The 22843-nt window shown below is 67.6% G+C and carries 20 protein-coding genes; 17 read left to right on the forward strand and 3 right to left on the reverse strand.

Annotated elements, in window-relative coordinates:
* Window positions 1-11: 11 nt before the first annotated feature.
* Window positions 12-800 (reverse strand): aminotransferase class IV family protein, encoded by a 789-nt coding sequence (locus tag G3I19_RS00360; protein ID WP_164258135.1) that lies wholly within the window; start codon window positions 798-800, stop codon window positions 12-14.
* Between the two features lie 215 nt (window positions 801-1015).
* On the opposite strand from G3I19_RS00360, the gene G3I19_RS00365 reads away from it, so the two are divergent.
* The 16 genes from G3I19_RS00365 to G3I19_RS00435 all read left to right on the forward strand — a co-directional run bounded on the left by G3I19_RS00365 (window position 1016) and on the right by G3I19_RS00435 (window position 15142).
* Window positions 1016-1450, forward strand: coding sequence for an ATP-binding protein (locus G3I19_RS00365; protein WP_164258137.1), 435 nt, complete (start codon window positions 1016-1018; stop codon window positions 1448-1450).
* On the forward strand, window positions 1450-1941 hold the full coding sequence (locus tag G3I19_RS00370; RefSeq protein ID WP_164258143.1) for a hypothetical protein: 492 nt from the start codon (window positions 1450-1452) through the stop codon (window positions 1939-1941). Before G3I19_RS00365 ends, G3I19_RS00370 begins: the two co-directional genes overlap by 1 nt.
* Window positions 1942-2964: 1023 nt before the next feature.
* Window positions 2965-3957, forward strand: a complete 993-nt coding sequence (locus tag G3I19_RS00375; RefSeq protein ID WP_164258145.1) for an MvdC/MvdD family ATP grasp protein — start codon at window positions 2965-2967, stop codon at window positions 3955-3957.
* Entirely contained in the window at window positions 3954-4364 is a 411-nt protein-coding gene (locus G3I19_RS00380) for a DUF6415 family natural product biosynthesis protein (protein WP_164258147.1), read from the forward strand. Before G3I19_RS00375 ends, G3I19_RS00380 begins: the two co-directional genes overlap by 4 nt.
* Window positions 4361-4807: a DUF6082 family protein gene (locus G3I19_RS00385; protein WP_164258149.1), complete on the forward strand. Its 447-nt coding sequence runs from the start codon at window positions 4361-4363 to the stop codon at window positions 4805-4807. Before G3I19_RS00380 ends, G3I19_RS00385 begins: the two co-directional genes overlap by 4 nt.
* A 323-nt stretch (window positions 4808-5130) precedes the next feature.
* On the forward strand, window positions 5131-5328 hold the full coding sequence (locus G3I19_RS37160) for a DUF5999 family protein (RefSeq protein WP_239073854.1): 198 nt from the start codon (window positions 5131-5133) through the stop codon (window positions 5326-5328).
* Complete coding sequence (locus G3I19_RS00390; RefSeq protein WP_164258151.1) at window positions 5325-6101, forward strand: hypothetical protein; 777 nt, start codon at window positions 5325-5327, stop codon at window positions 6099-6101. Before G3I19_RS37160 ends, G3I19_RS00390 begins: the two co-directional genes overlap by 4 nt.
* Window positions 6088-6588, forward strand: coding sequence for an NUDIX hydrolase (locus G3I19_RS00395; protein WP_164258154.1), 501 nt, complete (start codon window positions 6088-6090; stop codon window positions 6586-6588). Before G3I19_RS00390 ends, G3I19_RS00395 begins: the two co-directional genes overlap by 14 nt.
* Before the next feature lie 217 nt (window positions 6589-6805).
* Window positions 6806-7777 carry a thymidylate synthase gene (locus tag G3I19_RS00400; protein WP_239073855.1) on the forward strand — a complete coding sequence of 324 codons (972 nt, stop codon included), beginning with the start codon at window positions 6806-6808 and terminating at the stop codon, window positions 7775-7777.
* A complete protein-coding gene (locus G3I19_RS00405) occupies window positions 7774-8814 on the forward strand; it encodes a nucleoside-diphosphate kinase (protein ID WP_164258157.1) in 1041 nt (346 codons plus the stop codon). Before G3I19_RS00400 ends, G3I19_RS00405 begins: the two co-directional genes overlap by 4 nt.
* A gap of 27 nt (window positions 8815-8841) precedes the next feature.
* Window positions 8842-10017, forward strand: coding sequence for a radical SAM protein (locus tag G3I19_RS00410; RefSeq protein ID WP_164258159.1), 1176 nt, complete (start codon window positions 8842-8844; stop codon window positions 10015-10017).
* Window positions 10014-10616: a 3'-5' exonuclease gene (locus G3I19_RS00415; RefSeq protein ID WP_164258161.1), complete on the forward strand. Its 603-nt coding sequence runs from the start codon at window positions 10014-10016 to the stop codon at window positions 10614-10616. The genes G3I19_RS00410 and G3I19_RS00415 overlap by 4 nt, the downstream gene beginning before the upstream one ends.
* Entirely contained in the window at window positions 10613-11209 is a 597-nt protein-coding gene (locus G3I19_RS00420) for an AAA family ATPase (RefSeq protein ID WP_343234937.1), read from the forward strand. Before G3I19_RS00415 ends, G3I19_RS00420 begins: the two co-directional genes overlap by 4 nt.
* A complete protein-coding gene (locus tag G3I19_RS00425; protein WP_164258166.1) occupies window positions 11206-11982 on the forward strand; it encodes an aldo/keto reductase in 777 nt (258 codons plus the stop codon). The genes G3I19_RS00420 and G3I19_RS00425 overlap by 4 nt, the downstream gene beginning before the upstream one ends.
* A gap of 884 nt (window positions 11983-12866) precedes the next feature.
* Window positions 12867-14720, forward strand: a complete 1854-nt coding sequence (locus G3I19_RS00430) for an ATP-binding cassette domain-containing protein (RefSeq protein ID WP_164258356.1) — start codon at window positions 12867-12869, stop codon at window positions 14718-14720.
* An 86-nt stretch (window positions 14721-14806) separates the two neighbouring features.
* Window positions 14807-15142, forward strand: a complete 336-nt coding sequence (locus tag G3I19_RS00435; RefSeq protein WP_164258168.1) for a MazG-like family protein — start codon at window positions 14807-14809, stop codon at window positions 15140-15142.
* Between the two features lie 99 nt (window positions 15143-15241).
* On the opposite strand, the gene mobF is transcribed toward G3I19_RS00435, so the two are convergent.
* Window positions 15242-19645 (reverse strand): MobF family relaxase, encoded by a 4404-nt coding sequence (gene mobF / locus G3I19_RS00440; protein WP_203598966.1) that lies wholly within the window; start codon window positions 19643-19645, stop codon window positions 15242-15244.
* A 337-nt stretch (window positions 19646-19982) separates the two neighbouring features.
* Between mobF and G3I19_RS00445 the strand changes: the two genes are divergently transcribed.
* A complete protein-coding gene (locus tag G3I19_RS00445; RefSeq protein WP_164258172.1) occupies window positions 19983-20906 on the forward strand; it encodes a hypothetical protein in 924 nt (307 codons plus the stop codon).
* A 17-nt stretch (window positions 20907-20923) separates the two neighbouring features.
* Here the strand turns inward: G3I19_RS00445 and G3I19_RS00450 are convergent, their stop codons facing one another.
* Window positions 20924-22456, reverse strand: coding sequence for a hypothetical protein (locus tag G3I19_RS00450; RefSeq protein WP_164258173.1), 1533 nt, complete (start codon window positions 22454-22456; stop codon window positions 20924-20926).
* Window positions 22457-22843: the final 387 nt, after the last annotated feature.

Raw genomic sequence — 22843 nt, forward strand, 5'->3', positions numbered from 1 at the left:
TTCGCCTGCCGTTACAGGGTCTCGCCGGGGATGGACAGGTACGCCTCGCGCAGCTCGGTCAGCACCGGGTGGTCGGTGGGCAGGTCGGTCTCATCGATGGCTGCCAGCGCCCTTACGCCGATGGAGGTGTTCGTGGCGAATGCGGCCACCATGGTCTTGGCCTGGTCGAGGGTGACGGTGGCCGTGCGGTGTGCGGTGCCGGCGTGCTGCTGGACCAGGGCCATGGTCACGCCGGGCAGCACCGGGGCCTTCGGCCATACCACGGTCCCGGTGCTTTCGATGAAGCCGACGTTCCAGGTGCCGCCCTCGCTCACGAAGCCGTCGCGGCCGACGAACAGCGCGTCGTCAAATCCGTTCAGCTGCGCCGTACGCCGGGCATGCAAAGCACCGAACAGGCCCGAATGCTTCACCTGCGGAAGGTCCCGTTCGTACTCAACGCTCTGCGCGCGGAGCGGTGGCGGGGGCATGGCCCCGCTCGGGCGGACGGTGACCAGGACTCCGGGCTGGTTCGCGTCGGCCGGGTGTGCCATCTCCACGGTGGGGTCGTAGACGGTGACGCGGACGACGCACGGGCCGTCGCGGCCCTCCAGCGCGGCGCGTACGTGGTCGCGGACACGTCCGGTGTCCAGCTGGGCTCCCCAGACGATCTTGCAGTCCCGCACCAGGCGCTCCATGTGCAGGGAGAGGCCGCGAATCGTGCGGTCGGCGTCCACACGCATGGACGTGAAATGCCCCAGGCCGGTCAGCGCCAGGGGGAGCAAGTCATCGCTGGTTACGGGTTTTTCATCGAGTGTGGCCATGCCGCTCAGCATGGCAGGACGGCCTGTCTCCCCGACACCCCGACCAGTGTTACTGACGGGTCAACTTCGTTGATACTTCCTTCCCTCTTCCTCACCTTCACGTGTTCGCTAGTTACCGTCCGGACACGTCTGGTGATCACCGAGACGAGGTGTGCCCGGAGATGCCGCGCCACACCCCGACGTCTTTCGTGCACCGTCCACCTGGGAGGCTCCCGATGACCCCCGCCGCAGCCGTCACCCCGCTCACAGCGCGGGCGTCGGCACCGGCCGCCCGATCGTTCTCGGTGGCCTTCGTCCCGGAGCATTCCAGCGTGGCCCGCATGCGTCGGGTCACCAGAGCTTGCATGCGCCACTGGCGGGTGGACGAGTGCCTGGCGGGAGACGTGGTGCTCGCCGTCTCGGAACTGGTCACCAATTCTGTCCAGCACGGTCACGGTGACGTCGGACTGCGAGTGCGGTACGACGGTGACGAACTATGCGTTGAGGTCACTGACGGGAACCCGGCTCCGGCCGAACTTCGCTCTGCTGGCGACGATGACGTGTCAGGCCGCGGTCTCTTCCTCGTGGCCGTTCTCGCGAAGGACTGGGGCGTCAGCAACGACGGCAAAACCACCTGGTGCACGTTCCGCGTCCCCACGGGGAGGTCCTGATGGTCGCCGTCGACCACGCCACCGCCACAGGACTGCTGCGCCGGCCGTTCTCCTCCGACCACAAGGCGATGCGCATGCTCGCCGCAGCCCTGTCCCGCTCGCTCGCCACCGAAGGGATCCCTGGCGATCTGATCGACGCCCTGGAGGACGCGCTTCGCGTCGACCCCGACCCCAGGCCAGCGCCTGCTCGCAAACTCGACGGTCTGTTACACCGCCTCGGCCTCCCGCTTCCCCGGCCGCGTCGGCCCCCGAGGCCCGCCCTTCCGTTGACCCAGGAGGAGACAGCTCGGATCACCGCCAGATTCCACAGGGCAACAGGCCAGCTCATTCACGTCGTTCAGTGGCGCACCGAGGTCTATCCGACCGAGGAGCTACGTCTCCTGCGGCTCCTGCGCAATGAACAACCGGCCCAGGAGGAATCCCGCGCGTACCTGCGCCGGTACGCCCTCGCCATCCTCGCCATCCTTGACCTGATGGGAGACGACGCGTGACGCGCACTCTCACCCCCGACGTCGGGCCTGCTTTCTGGAATGTGACGCCACAGCAGCAGTCCCGACCCGCCCGGCGCCGAGAAAACGAGACCTCACACACTCTGGGAGGCCGCCGCGCCTCGGCGCCGGGCACCTACCTCTACATGGTGGTCCCCGCACTTCTCACCGCGCTGGCCCTCGCCCACATACGCAGGACGCGCTGCCGCAGGCCAACACCCGTTATGCACCGCCTCGTAGATGAAGAGGCGCGACGTTTCGCCGATTTGTGCAGCCTGTTGATCAACACTTCCGCAGAGGGTCCTCCATGATCTGCCGGGCGCTCTTCGAGTTCGGCGTCCTGCCAGCATTCCTTTGCGCCCTCGCACGGCACGTCCTCGCGAGGCACCGAGCTCTCAGCGGCGCCGCTCCGCCGAAGCCACAGCGCGAACCCAGCTTCACGCGGGCGTACTTGCTCGGATGCGCCGCCTTTCCACTGGCCTGCCTTGCCCTGCTTTCTCTGGCCATACTGCCCGGCCGTATTCCCTAGGCCCCCATACACGCCCACTCACTAACAACGGAGAACTCGTGCTTTTGCTACTCGCACTGACCCTGTGTACAGCCCCGAAGCCCATCCCCACCCCCGGCTCCGCGCTGCTGCCATTTGATCCCACCCGACAGACAACTCGCCGCCCGGCCGGGCACGTCGTTCCCGCCACCATGTCCGACGTAGGTGGGTCCCCGAACGAAACGGATAACTCCGGTCGCTTGTGGTAATCAACTCCGCCCGCTCATCGCATTTCTGCGTCCCGTTTCCGTTGGGAGGTTTTGTGTCCCTGCCCCTGGCTCTGACACTGTGCACCGCCCCGAAGCCCTTTCCTGTCCGGGAATCGAGACCGGAGTTCGACCCGGTCCGTCAGATCACTTCCCGCACGGCCGAAGCCCGGCCGGTCACGATGATTCCGGGCGAGAAGGACGACGGGTCCAGCGGCCTGTGGTGATGGCCAGCCAGCTTCTGTTGATCTCGTTGATGTACGGAGACCTTTCATGTCTTTATCACCAGAGGGACCCAGACCCACCTGCGTCATCGTCACCACCCAGGAAGACGTCACGGCAGACCTCGTCATCCCTGAGATCGAGCGCCTCGGCACACGGGTGGTCCGTCTGGACCTCGCTGACTTCCCACACGACGTCCGGCTGAGCGCTGTCGGCCCGTCCGACTGGACCGGCATGCTCAGCGTGCGCGATCACCATGTCCGGCTGAATGAGATCCGAACGGTGTGGTGGTGGCACCCGCAGCCTGCTCGCTTCGCTAAGGGCGACGGCATGACAGAGGAGGAGGTCCAGTGGGCCGGCCGTGAGGCGACCGCAGGAGTGGCCGGTGTCCTGGCCGCTCTGCCGGACTGCCTGCACGTGAACCACCCCACGGCCACGCACGCCGCGCAGTCGAAGGCCGACGTCCTGGTGCAGGGGCCTCGCCACGGCCTCGCGGTCCCGCCCACCTGGATCGGTAACCATCTGGATGGCGCCCTCCGGTTCTCGCGCCAGCAGGACGGGTTGATGTGCAAATCGATCTCCAGGCCCGCCATTCAGTATGCGAATTCGATGGCTGTCTTCTACACAACCCCGTTGGACTCAGATGACCTTGACGAGAGCATCGCGGGATGCGCTCACCAGCTCCAGCGGAGGGTGCCCAAAGCGTTTGAGGTGAGGGTGACCTCGGTCGAAGGCAGGCTTTTCGCTGCACGGATCGACGCCCATTCCGCAGCGGCGAAGGCTGATTTCCGCGCTGATTATGGGGCCCTGACCTATACCCCGATCGCGGTTCCCTGCGCGGTGCGTTCTGGTGTATCGCGTTTGCTGACCCACTACCGCCTTCACTATGCAGCCCTCGATTTCCTGGTCGATGCGGAAGGCTGTTGGTGGTTCGTGGATCTCAACCCGGCCGGTCAGTACGGCTGGATTGAGCGGGCGCTGCCCGAATTGAAGATCACCGCGGAACTCGCCGGGCTTCTCGCCTCGTCGGGGGAGGCCGCGTGAACACCACCACCAGGGCCCTCAACCAGGCAGAGATCCTGGTGCTTATCGACGCAGTGCTTGGCTGGGACCTGAACGGACCGGGCCTGCCGGAACCCGAGATCGCGTTGGGCATGGTCGAGGACCTGACCGCCTACGGACGGATCGCGGCCGGCACGCTGTGCACCCTGTGTCTCAGTATCCCTGCCCACTCCGCCGCCGGACACGGAGCGCAGGCCACGCTCAGCGAGGCCAGCCGGCGCCTGTACCTGCCACCCCCGCACGTCACCCGGCGGGCAGTCGCGCACCGCGCCCAGAACCTTGCCCGCCTCTGCCGAGCCCTGTTCCGGGCGACCGCGCAGGTCGAGGAGCAGGCGCGCATCGCGCGCCACACATCACAGCACGTAGCTCAGGAAGGCACCCCAGGATGAAGACATCGCACGCCGTACTCGCCGCCACCGGGGCCGCAGCTGTCGGGCTCGTGATGTGCGAGAGACACCACCGGCAGCGCCTGGCTCTGCACGCTGCTGAGATCCACCAGACATGGATCACCGAGCTGATTACGAACGCCGAGCTGCGAGCCGTCTGGACACCGTCAGGGGGAGGGGTGACGGATGAGGAGCACCTGCACGCCATCGTGGTCAACCGGATGATCAGCATGCTCTCCGTGCGATACCGCGTGGGGCTGCTCACCAAGCGGGCGTTGCGCATTCAGGCAGAGCGGCTGATGGACGCCGAAGTCGGCCGTCAGTACTGGAAACGGTACGGCAGTACGCGCGAGGCGGAGGCACCCGACCGGATCGACCGACAGGTCCTCGATGTGCTTGCCGACGCGTACGAGGACACCTTGGACATGGCAGTGTCCGTCGGCTGACCCACCCCGGGCTGGGGCCTCCTTCCAGCTTGAGCGGCGTGGGAGGAGGAGGCGCCTCGCGCCCGGTCACGCTCTCCGTACGGCGGAGTCAACGGCCGGCCCCCTGCTCGTCCGCCGCCCGGTGCGAGAGTCCCGTCCGGCGGACGAGTGCATGACCCGGTGCAGGGCCTGCAACAGGGCTCCGCAGCGGAAGAGCCGTGTGGGGAAGAGACCCCTCCCACCCCCGGAACCTCTTCCCCACACACGCTACCGCTCAGAGCAAAGCGGCTCTGTAATCCGCCGAGGCCGCCCCTTCCACAATGACATGAGAGAGGACGATCGAAATGTGTGGGCACGAATCCCCCTGCCCCGCGGCAATGTCCCCCGACCGGGAACGCGCCGAGGTTCTTGGCCGGGACAGCCTCTTGGGCTGGGCGCTGCTCTGCAACGGTGTGATCGTTTTCGATGACACAGGCTGCCTCCTGGCCACCGGCCAGATCATCGCGCCGCACCGGCCCGCGCTTGCGGGAGCACCGTCATGACCACGGCCGCGGTGGCACCTGAGCAGTTCTACCAGGCAGGTCTCCACGTCCCGTTCATTGCCCCTTGGAGCAACGAGACGCCGCTCCCGGGCGAGATCGTCAAGATCACGGGGCGAGGTGGCTCGGGCATCGGGTACGCCGACGAGCTCAGCCAGGCTGACCGCCGGCGTGGCACCCTCTGGGTCCGGCAGGCGGTCCAGCGCGGCAGGGGAACCTCCAACCTGGCCGCCGTGCACCCTTTGCGTCAGCGGCAGGCCATGTCGCACATGTTGTGCCAGGTCTGCGGCAGGACCACGTATGACGACTCATTCGCGCGCTGGGGCGAACGCCACCTGGTGATCACCCGTGCGGTGGGCGGTCGGCCGATCAGCGACGGAGAGAAGACCACCTCACCCCCGGTATGCGAGCCGTGCGCCGTCGAGTCCATTGGCGCCTGCCCGCACCTGCGGAAGGGGTATGCGGCTGCCCTGGTGGAGTGGACACAGTTCTGGGGAGTCGCGGGCATCGTCTACGACCCGACGACCCTCCAGCCGATCGACCCCGGTGGGACTGGCGCTGAGGCCGAGGACGGTCTTGCCATGGTGCCATACGAGAGCCCCCTGATCCGGTGGACGCTCGCGGCCCGCGATGTCTCAACCCTGCACGGCTGCACCCCTATTGACCTGGCCGACCTCGCAACCTACAGCGTCGCGAACCAGAACCCCCGTCCGGCAGGTGCTCCTGGCCATGGATGCCGGCGCCCTGTGAGAGGAGAAGAACATGTCTCACGCTGACACCAGCCCCCTCGCCCCGCCGCCCATCCGCATCGGCGGCCTCGGACTCATCCAGGACCCCGTGGGGCGGATCCTGATGGTCCGGCCCACCTACACGAATCCGAAGGGCCTCTTCCAGCTTCCTGGTGGTGGGGCAGGCGAAGGCGAGCCGGACTGGGAGGCCGCGGTTCGGGAGGTCCGTGAGGAGACCGGCTTGCTGGTCACCCCGCGGCGCCTCCTGGTCAAGGACTGGATGCCGCCACGGCTCCATCGTGCTGCCGGGCTGAACTTCGTCTACGACTGCGGCACGGCGCCAGCCGGCACCCCGATCACCCTGCCGCCCGGGGAACCGCCCGAGCTGGACAAATACCGGTGGATCGCACCCGCCGATCTCGACCTGCACTGCGCCGGCTACCAGGCCCTGCGTGTCCGCGCCGCACTCCATGCCCGAGAGACCGGGACCCTGGCCGAGCTGAAACGCGGCCTCCCCATCTACACCGCGGCCTAGAACCACAGGACTCCATCGCCCTGAGCAGGACCCGGAACAAAGCTCGATGCCAGACGAACGACGGTGGAGTCGGCCCGGCCGCCCTTCTCGCCCGCGCTACCGCTCAGCCCCGCAGCACAGCGCATTGCCCACCAGCCGCGCTCGCGGCGTGCACCGACTTGGAGGAGCCATGCTCACTGCCCCGACCTATCGCAGTGTTGAAGGCGCATACCTTGCGTTGCTTCAACTGGTCTCGAACAACGCAGAGCAGCACATCGACGCCCGTGGAAACGAAGCCCGCGAAGTGATCGGCGTTGGCTTCCGACTGCCCGACCCCCGCCAGAGGCTCCCTTACCTGGCGACGCGGAAGGCCAACCCGATCTTCCAGTTCGCCGAAGCGCTCTGGTACCTGGGCGGCCGCCGAGATCTGGAGATGATCGGCTACTACGCGCCGTCCATGCGCTCCAGCTCCGCCGACGGAATCAACCTCGGCGGATCCGCCTACGGCTACACCCTCTTCAACCCGGCCGATGGCGACACGGTCTCACCGTTCGACCGGGTTCTGGAGCTGCTGCGCACGGAGTCCGACAGCAAGCGCGGGTACCTTCCGGTCTTCTCCGCAGCCGAGCTGGCCGTCGACGACAACGTCGACATGGCTTGTCTGGCCGGGCTGCACCTGCTCGTGCGTGGAGGACGGTTACACATGGTGTGCCAGATGCGGGCCAACGACCTGGACTGTGGCCTGCTCAGCGACGTCTTCAGCTTCACGATGATCCAGGAGTACGCGGCTGTGCAGCTCGGTCTGGAGCTGGGGACGTACACGCACGTCATCGGCTCGGCACACGTGAACGACTGCAACACGGACCGGGTAAGGAAGGTGCTGGCCGAAGCGGATGTACGGCGCAGCCCGCAGCACTTCCCGTTCCCGGCCATGTCACCGGAGACCGCCCCGGCCACCATCATGCGGGTCCTCGGCCATGAGGAGCTGCTGCGGACGAACAAGGTGCAGTACAGCGCGGACGATGTCGTGGGCCTCGACGTGGATGCGTACTGGCAGCAGGCCATCCTGCTGTTCGAGATCTACCGGCAGCTCGTGCACGACCCGAGCGACACCGTGAGCCGCGATGTACTGGACGCCCTCCACCCGGGTCTGCGCTGGCTCGTCGGACACAAATGGGTCGCCTGCGCGACCGCCGGCGGCCAGCTGTGAGCCGGAAGCCGCCGAGCGGCACCGTCGTGGAGGGGATCGACTTCGACCGGTGGGCGGTGGTCTTGTGCAAGCCGGACGCCGTGGCGAGGGGCCTGGTGGACACGGTGCTGCAGCGGATCGCTGCCACGGGAGTTGTCATCACCGGCCGCCGCGACGTCACCGCACAGGCATGGCAGGCCCACGTCGCCTATCACGATCTCCTCACCGACCCCCGCAGGGTTTCCCACCCGCTGCTGCCCGAGCGGATCGACGCCACGTACGTGGGCCGGCCCGTCGTCGTTGCCCTCGCGCACGGTGAACCTGGCGTGCACGCTCGCCTGCGGCAGCTGATCGGCCGTACCGATCCCGCGCACGCAGTACCCGGGACGATCCGCCGGGATCTTGGCGACGACAGCATCACCGCTGCGAACGCGGAGAAGCGCCTCGTCCGCAACCTCGTGCACACCAGCGACGATCCGGGCGCCGCACGAAGGGAGTTCGGTACGTGGTTCGGCTCCTGCCACGCACCCGGCACCCCTGACTTCGAGCGCTGCTCAGTGATCCTGTGCAAGCCGGACGCCGTGGAACGGAACATGGTGGATGCGGTCCTGGGACGGATCGCGGCCGCCGGGATCGCCGTCACGGGCCGCCGCGACATCACGGTGGAGGCGTGGCAGGCCCACGTCCACTACTGGGACCTGCTCGTAGACGCGGACTGGTTCCCCGACCGGGACATCCCCGCCTGCCTGGACGCCATGTACGCGGACCAGACCGTCGTCGTCGCCCTGGCCCACGGTGAGCCGGGGTTCCATGAACGGCTGAGGCAGCTCCTCGGGCATTTCGACCCGACGCACGCCGCCGCCGGCACGATCCGCGGCGACCTCGGTGACGACAGCCTCGACGCCGCGCTCGCTCAGAAGCGCCTCGTCCGCAACCTCGTGCACACCTCGGACGACCCCGGTGCAGCCCGACGCGACTTCGGCACCTGGTTCGGCGCCGGCCACCGCGAACTCCTCGTGCCTCAAGGGCCGTTCGAACCCGCATCCGCTGATGCCTGATCCCTTTCCCTGCGTCCGGAGGTCCCCATGAACGTGCCCACAGCCGCTCCGCGCCGCGCTCTGCCGATTCTGTCGGCCGAGAAGATCGGCGGTCTGAAGCCGGAGCTGGCCGACGTGATCGAGTACCGCAAATCGGGCCTGTCGCTGAACTGGATCGTGGGCTGCCCGCTGGAGTGCGGGTACTGCGTCCGCCACCTCTTCGACAACTTCGAGATGAAGGTCCCACGGCGTCTGATGAGCGACGAGGAGGCCGTCACCCGGCTGGTCGGCCACCCGTACTTCCGGGCGCACAGGACGCCCATTCAGCTCCTGAACCGGGCCACGGATCCCATGCTGCCCATCGTCAAGCCGCATGTGTTCAACGTACTGCGGCGCCTGGACGAGCAGGGCCTGACGAACCACGTCCTGATCATTACCCGCTGGAGGGTGAATCCCGAGGACTGCGCGGTCCTCAACTCCTTCAAGCACCTGCGCCTGACCGTGCTGGTCACGCACTCCAACATTGCGAACCCTGCCATCGAGCCCGTGGACTCCACCATCGCCGCGCAGAGCCTGCGCACCCTGTACGAGCACGCCGAGCGGTACCGGACGGTTCTGTACTGGCGGCCGATCGTGCCGGGCCTCAACGACTCCGACACCGATATCGAGCAGGCCCGCGAGCTGTCCCAGCACGCGCACGCCACCGTCTTCACCGGACTGTTCTTCCGTGAGGAGATCGCCTCCTACTACGAGGCACACGGCCTGCCCATGCCGTACGGGGAGACGGCCCGGCGGAAGATCATGCCCGAGGCCGCCGAGGAGCGGATACTCGCCGCCTTCCAACAAGGCTCCTGGGGAGCCCTGTTCCGCAAGACGAGCTGCGGCGTCGCCTACGCGCACGGTGAGGCCGACTACAACGGCCACTACGGGGTCCGCGAACTGTGCGACATCTGCCCCGAGGAGCAGATAGCGCGCTGTCACGCAGCCTGGGTCAAGCCGGAACTCACGGCCGTCACCCAAGAAGCCCGTGTTCTCGGCGCGACCGGCGAGGTCGAGGTCAACGACCGTGCCATCGTCGTGGAGGGACTGGACGAGCCGCCGCGCTACTACCTCCAGCACGGCTTCGGCTACCAGTGCCACGACCGAGCCAAGCCGCACCACCACCGCCAGCACGGCCGAGCCCCCATCGGCTGGAAGGCGGGGAACGGAACCCGATCCGCATGAACTTCGCCTCCTGGCCCCCGCTCCTCGTTGTCGACGTCGAGGGCAACGGCGCCAACCCGCCCGACCTGGTCGAGGTCGCCGCCCTCCCCGTCGGCGGCGGACAGCCCGACACGAGCACAGCGGGAGCATGGCTGACCAAACCCCTGCACCCCGTCACCCCGTTCGCTGCCCGCGTCCACGGCCTGACCAACGAGCGGCTGGCTGCCGAGCCGAGCTGGGAGGAGATCGCCGACCAGGTCCACACGCTCCTGGGCGCCTCGTGGATCTGCGCCCACAACGCACACGTCGACTACCGGGTCCTGAAGGCGCACCTGCCGAAGTGGGAGCCGGCCGGCGTCCTCGACACGCTCCGCCTCGCCAAGGCCACCTACTCCGGCCTGGCGAAATATTCCCTCGACGCCCTGATCAAGCACGTACAGCCGGACCTGAGCGCGGCCCCAGCACAGCGGCACCGCGCCACGTACGACGCCTACGCCACGGCGCAGATCCTCATCGCCATGGCCGCCCACTACGACACATGGGACCAGCTCGTCGCGGCGGCCGTACCGCCCGGCCTGCCCGGCGCCCCCATTCCAGAAGAGGACCCAACCCTGTGGTGACGAAGACTCCGCCCGTTCGTATCGGCGTACTCGGTGCTCACTCCACCGGCAAGACCATGCTGCTCAAGCGCATAGAGATGGAGCTGCGCGCCAACGGCGCCACCCCGGTACGCACCGGACGCATCGGGAAGCGCGCCGCCCTCAACGGGCTGCCCAAGATGCAGCACCACACCGCCGCGTCCACCGAGTGGATCATCGCCCAGGGCATCGCGGACGAGATCGCTGCCGCTGCCCAGGGCGCGGATGTCGTCCTCGCGGACCGCGCCCCCCATGACGCCATCGCCTACCTCAACGCCGCCCTGGAATTCCGCGGCGAGCAGATCCACCGCCTGGAGCGGAACCGGCTGCTGTTGCTCGCCTCGACGCAGCTGCCGAAGTACGACCTGCTCCTGGCGACGGTTCTCGATGCGACGGTGCCGGTCGAGAAGAAGCACGACTACGACCCCCGCTACCGGGCGCTGGTCGACCAGCACACCCACGCGCTCCTCACCGGTGAAGCGATTCCCCACCTGCGCGTCACCAACGACCCCGACAGCCAGGCGCACGCCGTCGCCCAGGCACTGGAACTGTGCCTGCGGGAGGCCGCCGTATGAGTACCGCACGGCCTGCGGGCCCGATCGAAATCGCCGGAAAGACCGTCTCCCGCCTCGGGTTCGGCACGATGCGCCTGACCGGCCCCGGCACCTGGGGCGACCCCGTCGACCGCGACACCGCGCTCAGCGTGCTCCGGCAAGCCGTCCACACCCACGGCATCACCCACATCGACACCGCGGACGCCTACGGCCCCCACACCGTCGAGCACCTGATCCGCGAAGCCCTGTACCCGTACCCCGAAGACGTACTGATCGCGACAAAGGTCGGCATGCTCCGCCCGGCCCCCGACGTCTGGGCCCCGCACGGCCACCCGGCATACCTCCGGGCCTGCGTCGAAGCGAGCCTGCGCCGTCTCGGTGTCGAACGGCTGGACCTCTGCTACCTCCACCGCATCGACCCCGAGGTTCCCCTGACCGACCAGATCGCCGTGCTGAAGGCGCTGCAGGACGAGGGCAAGATCGGGCACATCGGCCTGTCCAAGGCCACTCCCGAAGACATCCGCCTGGTGGGCAAAGAGATCACCGTCGCGGCCGTGCAGAACGTCCTCAACATGAGCGACCGACATGATCCCGCCCTGGAACTCTGCCGGTCCCAGGGAATCCCGTACATCCCATACCGCCCGCTCGATGCCGGCACGCTTGCCCGTGAGAGCGGAGTCGCCTCCCCGCTGCACTGGCTGCTCGGCCTCGGCGATTACGTCGCCCCCATTCCCAGCACCAGCCGGCCGCAGCACCTCCATCAGATCGTGGCCGCCGTGGCGGACGACTCCTGATGCCCATGACGATGGCGCCCGTGATTCCCACCGGGCGCGGATCAGCTCCGTACGAGAACTGGCGCCCCCCGATCACCGGGGTCTCTCTACTCGTCCCTGTGGGAGCGGATGCGCTGGTGGTCGCCAGCCTTCTCGGCGTCGTCATGATGCCCAGCGGGCCCGTGGACGAGGGACAGACGCCAGAGCAAGCCGCCCGCAATGTCCTTCGCGCCGCTCCGGACGGCCTGCCCAGCCTGCGCCGTGTAGCCCTGGCCTGGACCCAGACGCGCCGTAGGAAGGTCTTCACACACGTGCTGGCGACGGCCCCGATTCCCCGAGACGCCGTCGGCCACCTGAACTACCGCGACCCCCGAGCACACCTTCGCGTACTGCCGACGATGCGCGTCATCAACGACCTTCCGGTCAACGGGCGGCTGCGAGTCGTAGTCGGACTCCAAGCCCTCGCCACCGGCGAGACCACAGTCATCGAAGGAGGTGTCATACGCTCCTCCGCTCCTCCAGGACTGGTTCAAGGATGACGGGCAGAGGTCCTTGGCCCGCACCCGCCGGCCCCGGACCTCTACCACCGCTCCGCTCAGCAACCGGCCTGTCACGACACGCACGCGTCCAAGACTGGCCGATCCGGCCCACCGAAAACTCACACGCCACATGCGGCGCAGGCACCGGCGTTTCGGCCAACCACCAGCACCTCACGACGGCTCCAGCGCGGCGATTACATGTTCGACCCCTTGCGGCTCAAGGGGCCAAGCACGTCCGGAATCGAGCACGTTCGAATCCGTCGCAGCGTCGTTATGCCGTGCACTGCCGAGCCCTCCAGGTTCGGCACCGACCCCCAGGAGGGATGCAGGGTGACTGTGAATGACGCCTCGACTGCACACACGGAGATGCCGCCCCCTCCGCCCCCGGCCGACCTCTCCTTCGAGGGGCAGTACGCCAAGAACCCCCTGGCAGAAGCCAGTTTCACGAAAATGTGCGGCAGGCTCCCCACCGTACTGAGGCACACCGCACGCCTGGCATGGGCCGTGGACCGGACCGCCGTCGTACTGCTGCTCGCCTGCCAAGCACTCACCGGAGCCTCGGCCACTCTGCTCCTCGCGTACACCGCGAAAGCCATGACGCACCTCCTCGGAACCGGACCGGTATCCGAACGCCTGCACGCCGCTCTGCCCGCGCTCATCGTCGTCACGGCTGCCGCGGGCGTAGGCCGCATCAGCAGCGCCCTGTCCTCCTACGCCGACGGGCGGATCACACCGCTCCTGATGACGGAGGCCGACGTCGCCCTCGTCTCCGCGGTGTGCCGGGTCGAAGCCTCCACGTACGGAGAGGACGGGTTCTCCGACCGGCAGGAGGCCGCGGAGGTCGGCGTCACCCGGACGCGGATGCTGGTCCAGGACGCTCAGCGGTTCATGGCCTCCCTGGTGCGCATGATCGCCGCGGGCGGTGTCATCACGGCGCTGCACTGGATGATGCTGCCCCTCCTGCTGCTCGCGGTACTGCCGGCCGGCATGGGTGCCGTCCTGTCCGCGCGCGTCGACTACGAGACGCATTACGCCAACGTCGGCGACCGTAACGTCCGCGGCACCATGCGCTGGTGGGCCACCTACTCCCGATACGGCGACGAGGTCCGCGCCAACGGGATGACCGGTTACCTCATCTACTGGTACCGCGCCCTGTCCGAGCGCATCGACGAGCGCACCCTGACCGCGGCCCCGCGCATGCTCCGTATCGTGCTTGCGACCAGCGCGCTGGGCGGTGTGTTCCTCCTCGGCACCTGGGCCACCCTCGCCTGGCTGGCCGCCACCGGCCGCGTCGCACTCCCGATCGCGGCCACCGCCGTGGTCGCCGTCCAGACCACGCTGGCCGCGCTGTCGCAGTTCGTCATCTACGGCGCCGCCCTGTTCCACACCTCGCTGTACCTCGCCGACATGCAGTCCTTCCTCGACACAGCCACCGAACGCGCCCCCAAACGCGGGAAGCTGACCATCCCCGGGCAGGTGGAGGAGATCCGCCTCGACGAGGTCGTGTATCAGTACCCCGGCAAAGACCAACCCGCCGTCAACGGCGTCTCGCTCACCCTGCGCCGGGGCGAGATCGTGGCCATCGTGGGCGAGAACGGCTCCGGCAAATCGACCCTGGCCAAACTGATCACCGGAATCCTGCTCGCTGACAAGGGCCGAGTCCGGTGGGACGGCGCGGACCTGGCCGACGCCGATCCCGACTCCGTATGGTCACGGACCTCACTCGTCCCGCAGAACTTCGCCTGCTGGCCGCTGCGCGTCCGCGAGAACGTCACCCTCGGGCAGCCCAAGACCTTCGATGACGATCTGGTGTGGGCAGCGGTCGACGCGGTCGGGATGCGAGAAGAAGTCGAGAAGCTGCCCAAGCAGCTCAACACTCTGCTCGCCCGCGAGCTGTTCGGCGGCGCCGAACTGTCCGGAGGGCAGTGGCAGCGCCTCGTGTGCGCCAGAGCCCTGTACCGCAAGACCCCGCTATTGATCTTGGATGAGCCGACGTCGCAGATGGATCCGCGGGGTGAGCATCAGATCTTCCTGGAGATCAAGCGCATCGCAGCAGAGCGTATGACGATCGTCGTCACACACCAGCTGGAGAACGCCCGCCTCGCGGACCGAATCCTCGTCATGCGTGACGGCCGAGTGATCGAACAGGGCGGATACGAAGACCTGGCCCACGCCGGCGGACTGTTCGCCGAACTCGTGGCCCTGGCGAAGGACCGGTAGACAGCCGTCGCTACTGCCCCCGCCGCGGGGAAACCCCGCTCCCTGCCCGCTTGAAATCCACCCGTACAAGATGAATCGAGACACACATGACCGAGACCTGGCAGACCATTGCCCACCTTGCCGGCCGCCTGGAAGACCACTCCACACTCCCTCGCGACCAGCGCATTCTCCTGCAACTGCTGAAGATCCAAGAGGAGGCCGGTGAGGTAGCGGAGGCCGTCATCGGTGCCACGGGGCAGAACCCCCGCAAAGGCCACTCCCACAGCTGGGCGGACGTTGAAGCCGAGGTCTGCGACGTAATCGTCACGGGCATGGTCGCCCTTCTCCGGATGAACCCCCAAGCCGAGTCGGTCTTCGCAACTCATATGGAGGGCATCGTCGCCCGGGACCTGAGTACGGTTGAGGGCACCGCCGCTCAGTGACGAGTACGCCTGTAGAAGGAGGCGCACGGCTCATGCTCTGAGGTCGTGCGCCCTCCTGCATCCCAGCGTGGGACAGACAGGGGGCGACGTCCAAGGCAGCTACAGCAGCGGCTCGGCCGGCGGTGAGCCCGGGTCGTCATACGGCTGCTGGGAGTCCGGGTGGGTATTGACCGCGTACGGGGACACAGGCCAAAGCGAAACAGAGGTGGGTTCTTCGTCATCGGGACGTTGTGCGTTCGGCCGGGTCCGCGCGGACATCTCGTCTCGAAGACCAGCCTCTCGGTATGCAGAGCCTCGGGCAGTACTGCGAGCACCGACCGCCTCAGCGCGTAGCTGCTGAGCACGTTGGTTGTCCCGTTCCTGGGCAAGACGCAGGAGGGAGCGCAATTCCTGCTCAGGTAGTTCCGCGAAGGTGAGCACATCCTCGTATTCAGCGACTGGTCCGGCCTGCTGGACAACCTGGTGGAGCCTCGTGTTCATTACCTCCAATCCCCTCCCGGCCTCCTGGCACGTACGCAGCAGTTCCTCACGATCGGTCTCGGCCGCAGCCCGCTCGTCCCCACGGAGTACCGGACGCCCGAAGAGGCCCGTCGCGGCCAGCTGCTGTTCGAGTCCTTGGATACGTGCCTCAGCGTCATGCAGTTGGGCAGTGCGTCCGGCGATCGTGGTTTCCAGCCCTCGGAGTTCACGGATTGCCCCGACACGGTCGGCAGCGTCCTGGTGCCGGCGGTTGAGCGCGAGGGCATTCGGCCCTGTTCCGGCGGCGACCTGCTGTTCGGCGCGGTCGGCGGCGGCCTCCGCCTTCACTGCCGCCGTCCTGGTGGCACGGGCCGCCGTGGCTGCTCTGCTCGCGGCGTTGCGTAGAGCCGCATTACTGAGGTGAGTGTAGGGACGATCAGCCGTCGACGCGGATCCCGAGGGCGTGGCCGCGGTGCGCCGGTGCTCAGACTCCGGCGTGTCCTCGGGGCCGTCCGTCTCGTACGGTTCCCCGGCGGCGGGAGCGCGCGGGATCGGCAGATCTGCTACGGCCTGACGAACGTGGGCAGGCACCGCGTTCTTCGGAAGCTCGGTGAGGATCATGCGTTCCTCGGTGCCGTTCTCGATCTCGCGGATGAGGCCCGCGACGGCGCGGTCAAGCTGTTCCTGGTCGGTGAGTGCGTCGCCGTGGCGGGCGCGGTCGGCGTCGGTCTCGTAGACGGAGAGCGGCAGGAAAAGGTGGGACTCAGCCTTGTCCCTCGACATCATGGTGTAGAGGGCGTTCGCCTGGGCGCCGGGTCCGTAGACCAGAGCCTCTTGGACGGTCAGGCCCTGGGACTTGTGGCCGGTGATCGCGTATCCGAGGCTGAGTCCGCCCTGTGCGATGTAGTCGGCGTCGACCCATTCGGCAACGTCACGGGGGCCGTCGGCGGTCTTCTCTCGCCACTCGACCAGCACTCGGCGTTCCTCGTCCACAGCGCGCACGATTCCGCGGTAGCCGTTCAGGACGTCTTCGTTCTGCCCTCGGCTCTTTTTGCCCCGGTAGTCGTTGACCCGAAGGAGCACCTGGTCACCGACGGACAGGGTCAGCTCGCCGCCGCCGGGCAGCGCGTATGCGTGCTCAGGGCCGGTGAGGTCGCCATTCTCCTTGCGCAGTGCGCGGGCGCCGGTGTTCAGCTCCTCCACGATCTCGTTGGTGGCCGCGAGCATGAGGAGCTGCTGCACGGCGGTGTGGTCGTCGGTGTGCGCGGCCCGCTTGTCGGCCCAGACGGTGAGCATCGCGGCGAGGGTGGTGTCCTTGTCCGCGAGAGCGTGCACGCGGCCGGTCCCGGCGAAGGCACGGAGCGATTCCACGCGGTTGTCGTCGCGCCACAGCTCCAGTGCCCGGCGCTCGACCAAGTCCTTCTGGCGGAAATTCTGGCTGAGGGTAAGCCCGCCCACGAGGTGGTGCACGGCAGCGAAGCTGCCACCGATGCCGGGCGAGTGGAGCTGCTTGGGGTCACCGATACCGACAACCTTCGTGCCGGTTTCCGCGGCGTGGGTGAGGAGTTCGGCGACGTCGCGGTCATCGCACATCGCGGCTTCGTCTACGACCAACACGTCCACGCCGGTGAGGCCGGAGCCTCCGTTGCGGATGCCGGTCAACCAGGACGCGAGGGTGCGGGACTCGATGCCCGCCTCGGCCTTCAGGTTCGCGGCGGCGACGGCGGCCGTACTCGTGCCGGCAATGACGAGACCGTGCGCCTCCCATGCCTGGCGTGCGGTGTCCATGATCGTGGTCTTGCCCGATCCGGCGATGCCCACGACGGCGTCGATTCCGTGCCCGGCCGTGAGCAGCCGTTCGAGGACGGCACGCTGTTCGTCGGAGAACGTGAAGCTGCCGCCGTGCTGGGCCTCGACGGTGGACAGCGTCATGTCGACCGTGTCGCTGCTGACGACGGCGGCCTGAGTCCCGAGCCGGTTCGTGGCCTCGGAGACGATCAGCGCTTCGGCTGCCACGACATCAGCCGTGGTGTACCGGTCGGCGTGTGCGAAGTGCTGGGCGCCCTTCGGGTTGAGCCGGACCGCGTATCCGGCGTGCCGCAGTACGGAGTTGGTGAGCTGTTCGGCCTCGGCGGCGTCCGCGACGCCGTACGGGAGGGCGTCCAGCACGGCGGCGATGGCGGCGGCGTGGGTGAACTCCTTGGCGTGCGCAGTTAGGCCGGTCTTGGGGTCGAAAACCTGGGCGCACAGCTCGCCCAGAGTGGGGTTCTGGTCTGCTCGGGCCTGTTCCATCGCGCTGGCAGCGATGGCGTCGGGGTCGTCACCGGCCGCGCGGCCTTCGGCCTGCCAGTAGGCGCGGAGGACATCGTCCCCGACCCCGGCAGCCTCACCGTTCTTCGCGGCCTTGGACGCGGTGGAGGCGGCGGTGCGCTCGCGGGTCGTGGCGCTGTCGTAGTCGATGCCGAGTTTCGTCAGCAGGTCCCGGACCTGGCTGTCGCGCTTGCTGAACAGCCGGATCGTAGCCTCGGGGATCGCTGCGATCTCCCAGGCGCCGGTCCGTTCCTCTCGGCGGAAGCTGATGCCGAAGGTGTCGGTCAGCTCACGGCGGATGCGGGCGTTCATGAGGGACTGGGTCGCGCGGGTGTGACGGTGGAGGTCGCGGCCCCCGCTGGCCATCGTGGACCACTTGCCGTCGGTGCCCTTGACCATGTTGGCGAGGGTGAAGTGCAGGTGGAAGTGGGGGTCACCGTACGGGGCGCCGTCCACGGGGCGGGCGGCGCGGTGGACCATCATCCAGCCGGAGAACCCGCTCGTCTTCACGGTCTCGGCTTCGTCGCCGTCGCCGTGGTGGCCGCGCATAGCGTACGCGGTCCACCGTTCCAAGGCGCCGATGGACTCGCGGCCGGCAGCGGTGTAGATGCCCTCGACCTGAGCGGCGATCTCCTCGGGCGCGTACGCGAGGAACGCGGACTTCGACTTCGCCAAGTCCAAGGTGACGTCCGCGCCGAAGTTGCCGACTTGCACGCGGCCTTCGAGGAGGGCGGCCTTGATGTCCTCGGCGTCCCACACGTCCTCCGGCGCGAGTCCTGCCGCCTTGGCCAACGCGACGGCTTCCCGCACGTCCATCGGCAAATCCCGGAGACGGCGCCCGCCTTCGCCTTGGGTCTGGGCGTATCGGCGCTTCATCGACGTGGCGTCGAACAGGTCGGCGGGCTCCTGGCCGGTCTCGGTGGCGCGGACTTCGACCGCGCGCAGAAGTGCACGGGCGTCCAGGTGGCCGCCCGCCTCGACGGTGACAGCCTTCTCCACCGTGTCCTCACCGTAGAGGTCGACGGCGTCGATGCTGACGGCGTCGGCGAGCTTCAGCACCGTCGAGACAGGGACGCGGTGCGACTCCCCGAACCGCTTGAGCTGGCTCTCCATCCGGCGGAAGGCGTCCTGCTTGCGCTTGGAGTCGAGCAGGGAGGTCGGGTTCACGCTGCGTTCGGCGGCGGCGCGGCGGATGGCGCGGGCCAGTGGGGCGGCGGGCAGCTTAGCGGCCGGCGCGATGGCCAGCTTGGGTTCCACGAGGGTCTGCCCGGTCCGCGGGTCTTCCCCGAGCATGAGGCGCCGGGCGGCCGGGAACTGCTCGGGGGAGAGGACGCTGCCGGGCGTGATGTCGAACTCGGCGAGCCCGCCGCCGATCCAGACCAGGGGCCGTTCGCTGGCATCCAGGTGGTAGTCCACCTGTCCGTCGGCGGTACGTGGGGGAAGGGCGTGTTCACCGTAGAGGTCGCGGGCGTCGAGCCCGGCTGCGGCGGCGACTTCGACGGCGTCGAACCCGCTGATGCGCGCCGTGCCCGTGCTGCGGATAACCCCGCGGGCGCGAAAGAAGGCGCGCTTGGCCTCGCGGGAGCCGAGTAGGGACGCGACGGGGGCACCGGCCGCTTCGGCTTTGGCCTCGATGGCGGCGACGAGGGGGGCGGCGTCGACGGCGGCGGACTTCCCGCAGCCGTGCCCGCCGGTTAGGCGGTACTCAACTTGTTCGTCGGACGGGCCGATCATGGTCACCCATCCCACCGGCCCGCTCACCCCCCTTGCTGCTACATCCAGTTCCAGCCATCTTGGCCGATTGTATCGTCACGGAGTGACGATACCTTGGTCCTCTAAATTCAGGATGGCTGCTTGATCATCGGCTTGTTGCTCGGGAACAGCGGGATGGTCGTCCTGGTTCCGGAGGCTGTTACCTCCGCGTGTACTTGGGTGCGGACATCTGCCGAGTCGTTCGACTCTGAGCTGTGGGCGGCCAGCTGGTGAGGGTGGGGCACCGTCTCGCTGCCCCGAAATCCCGTTGTCAGAGGGGGTGCCTACGGTGGGTGCAACCAATGCAACGGAGGCGACCGTGACGATGATCCGCTACATACGTGCCGTCGAGCGCTTGCCGACTCCGCAGCGAGCCGTTGTGGGAGGAGCCGTTTTCCTGGCTGGCACGGTGGCCCTGTCCTCGGCGATGGTCCACGGCGGCATCTGGCCTCCGCTCGCTCTGGCTCTGGTCGTGGCGCCGGTCCTGTGGGGCGGATGGCTGATGAACGGCTGGTTCCGGTCGCTCCCGCCGCTCTGGCAGAAGAGGGGCACCGCGGTCCCTCTCCTCCTGTACACGCTGTGGGTGGTTGCCATGAGCGTCTACGCCGTGGCGTCCACCAACACGGACCGAACTTCGGCCAGCTTGGTGCTCCTCATCCTGTGGGGCACGCACTCCGTGTACGCCGCGAGCTTCGAGCCGGAGGAGTTCCCCTGGGAGCGCTTGCGATGGCGTTTGGGGAGAGCTATCCACCTGCGCGTGTTGATGTTGTGGTTCGGCATCGTGGGGCTGACTCTTCTGGTCCGCACGACGTTCGACGCGGATACGTACCGAGTGTTCGTCAACGGGACCACCTTCACCCTGCTTGTAGGCGGGGTGGCTGCTTCGTTGAAGACCTACGCCCGCTTCCGGAAGGTCTGCACAGGGGTCAACCGGCACACTCAGGGCATGGTTCGCTCCCTGGAAGAACTCCGTGAAGCGACAGATGCCGAGGCAAAGAAGCTCCAGCAGGCAGCCCGCAGGGCATGGGATGCACTGGCAGAAAACCTCGTGACGCGGGTGGACACCGGCTTCAGCGTCCCTGGGGTGTCCGTGCTGCCAACAGCAGCAATAGCCGCGCTTGAGGATTTGATGGAAAGGGCGCTGTCGGCTGGCCCGGCTGCCAGTGACTCAGCAGAGGCGGTTGGGGTCCGTCTCACTCAGCTCAAGGCAGCTGTCCAGGGCCGAATCGATACAGCAGCATGATGAAGCCCCGATGGTGATCAGCTGATGGTGACTGTTACCCGGAGGGGACGGAGGTTCACGTCGGCCCCGGTCTCCTGCCCCAGGTACGCCTGACGGTATCCGCCCAATTTCGCGGCACCGCCGCCCAGGACGATGGTGTACTCACCGGGTAGCAAGTCGATCCAGCTGGAGCCGTGCGAGCTGGTCCAGTCATCAGTACGTGTGCTGTCGAAGTCGGAGACTCGTGAGGCTCCGTCCTCCTGCACCAAATGGAGTGCACCGCGGACACGGAAGTCAGTGTCCGGCAACCAGACGGAATGCAAGGCGTAAGAGGCAGTTCCTGACCACACGGCGCGGATGCTGTGCTGGCCCTTGTCGTTCGTGCAGATCTGCGCGCCGAGCAGATGCTCGACTCGGCTCCACCCGTCGTTGCTGAAGTCGGTACCACCGACGAATACGCGCTCTCCATCGGGGCGGCCGACCTCGAAGGCGGCGCGGTACGCGTCCGCCGCTGCTCCCGCTCTTCCTTCGGCTTCGGCCACAGCACTTTCCCATTCATCCACCGGGATGGTGGTGGCGCGTTCCACTTCCACGGCGTGGGAGAGACCGGTCCAGGTCAGCAGGAGCCGCTTCTGCGGCGACCGATTGGGAGCGAAGCTGATGTAGGTAGCCAAGCTGGGGAGCATCGGTGACCAAGGGTCACCTCGGAAGATGAGGTCCGAGCGCTCCGTCCAGGACGCCTGCGGGGCGGTTCCCGGCCCCATTGGGGCGAGCGTTCCGTCATGAGTGGCGATCCGCACGAGGGGAGTGTCTTCGTCGGTGAAGACGATGGAGAAGGCGATGTGCAACTCGCCGTCGTAGACCGCCGTAGCCACGCGCTCCCCCCGCACAACATCGAGAAGAGGCGAACTGACCTGCCGCCCGGAGGCGTCGAACTCCAGACCATCAACTGCCCGGTAGTGCATCACAGCGCCGTCGTTGACGAACAGGTGGAGCACGTCTCCGTAGGAGACGAGGGAAAGGGTTCGTCCGAGTTCCTGAGGAAGATGGGGTGCGTCTGTCCAGCCCGACCCGTCGAATAGACGGTGCACGCCGATCTCTCCGCTTGCGGCTTCTGCATCGGTGGGCTTGTCCTGGTAGACGGCGTGCAGCCGGTCCTTATGCACCGCGAGGGCAGGGGTGGACACTCCCCTGCCCAGCCCGTGGCCGGCAGGTGTCCAGGTCTCTGCTTCCTCGTCGAGGATCACGAGCCCGAGTTCACGGCGGCCGTACTCGTCTTCTACCGCGTTGGCGTCGGCCTGGTATGCGAGGAACAGCTGCCCGCGAAACGAGGCAAGGGAGGGCAGCTGTGCCACCTCCACACCATCGACCTGCCGCTTGGGCGCCCAGTCGGCGCCAGCACCGGTTCCGTCACCGCCGACGGGGTCGAAGACCGTCCACCAGAGGGTGGGACGCTCCTCCTCTGATCCGGCATCGGCCATGCTCTGGCGGCCTACTTGCACGCAGTACAGCTTGCCGTCGTGTTCGGCGACCACTGCGGCATCTGCGGCCAGCTCAGTCAGGGAGGCCACATCGGCGCTCCAGTCCGCCGCGGTGCTGAACGATGCCCACCGGAGCTGGGTCCTACCGGCTTGTGCGGCCACGGGAAATTCCTCTCACATACGGCTGGGCCGGGCAGGGCGCTCAGAGCGTCCTGCCCGGCCCTGATGATTCACCGTACCGAATTCGCCGCTTCCGGTTCGAAAGAGGAGCGGTCTCTCAATCAGCGCTGTTACCCGGCTTCCACTGCGGGTCCCTTTTATTGCTGAGCAGAGTGTGACTCTGACGATGTCGGTCCGCGACGCAGGAAGTACTGCGTGATGTGAAGGAGGGGAGTGACACGATCCGGCCCGATGGTGGTCCTGCCCGCTTCATTGACTATTTCATCGGCCAGTCGCCGAATGGGACCGGTGGCTGGT

The organism is Streptomyces sp. SID10853, from assembly GCF_010548145.1.
In the GTDB taxonomy this organism is placed as follows: domain Bacteria; phylum Actinomycetota; class Actinomycetes; order Streptomycetales; family Streptomycetaceae; genus Streptomyces.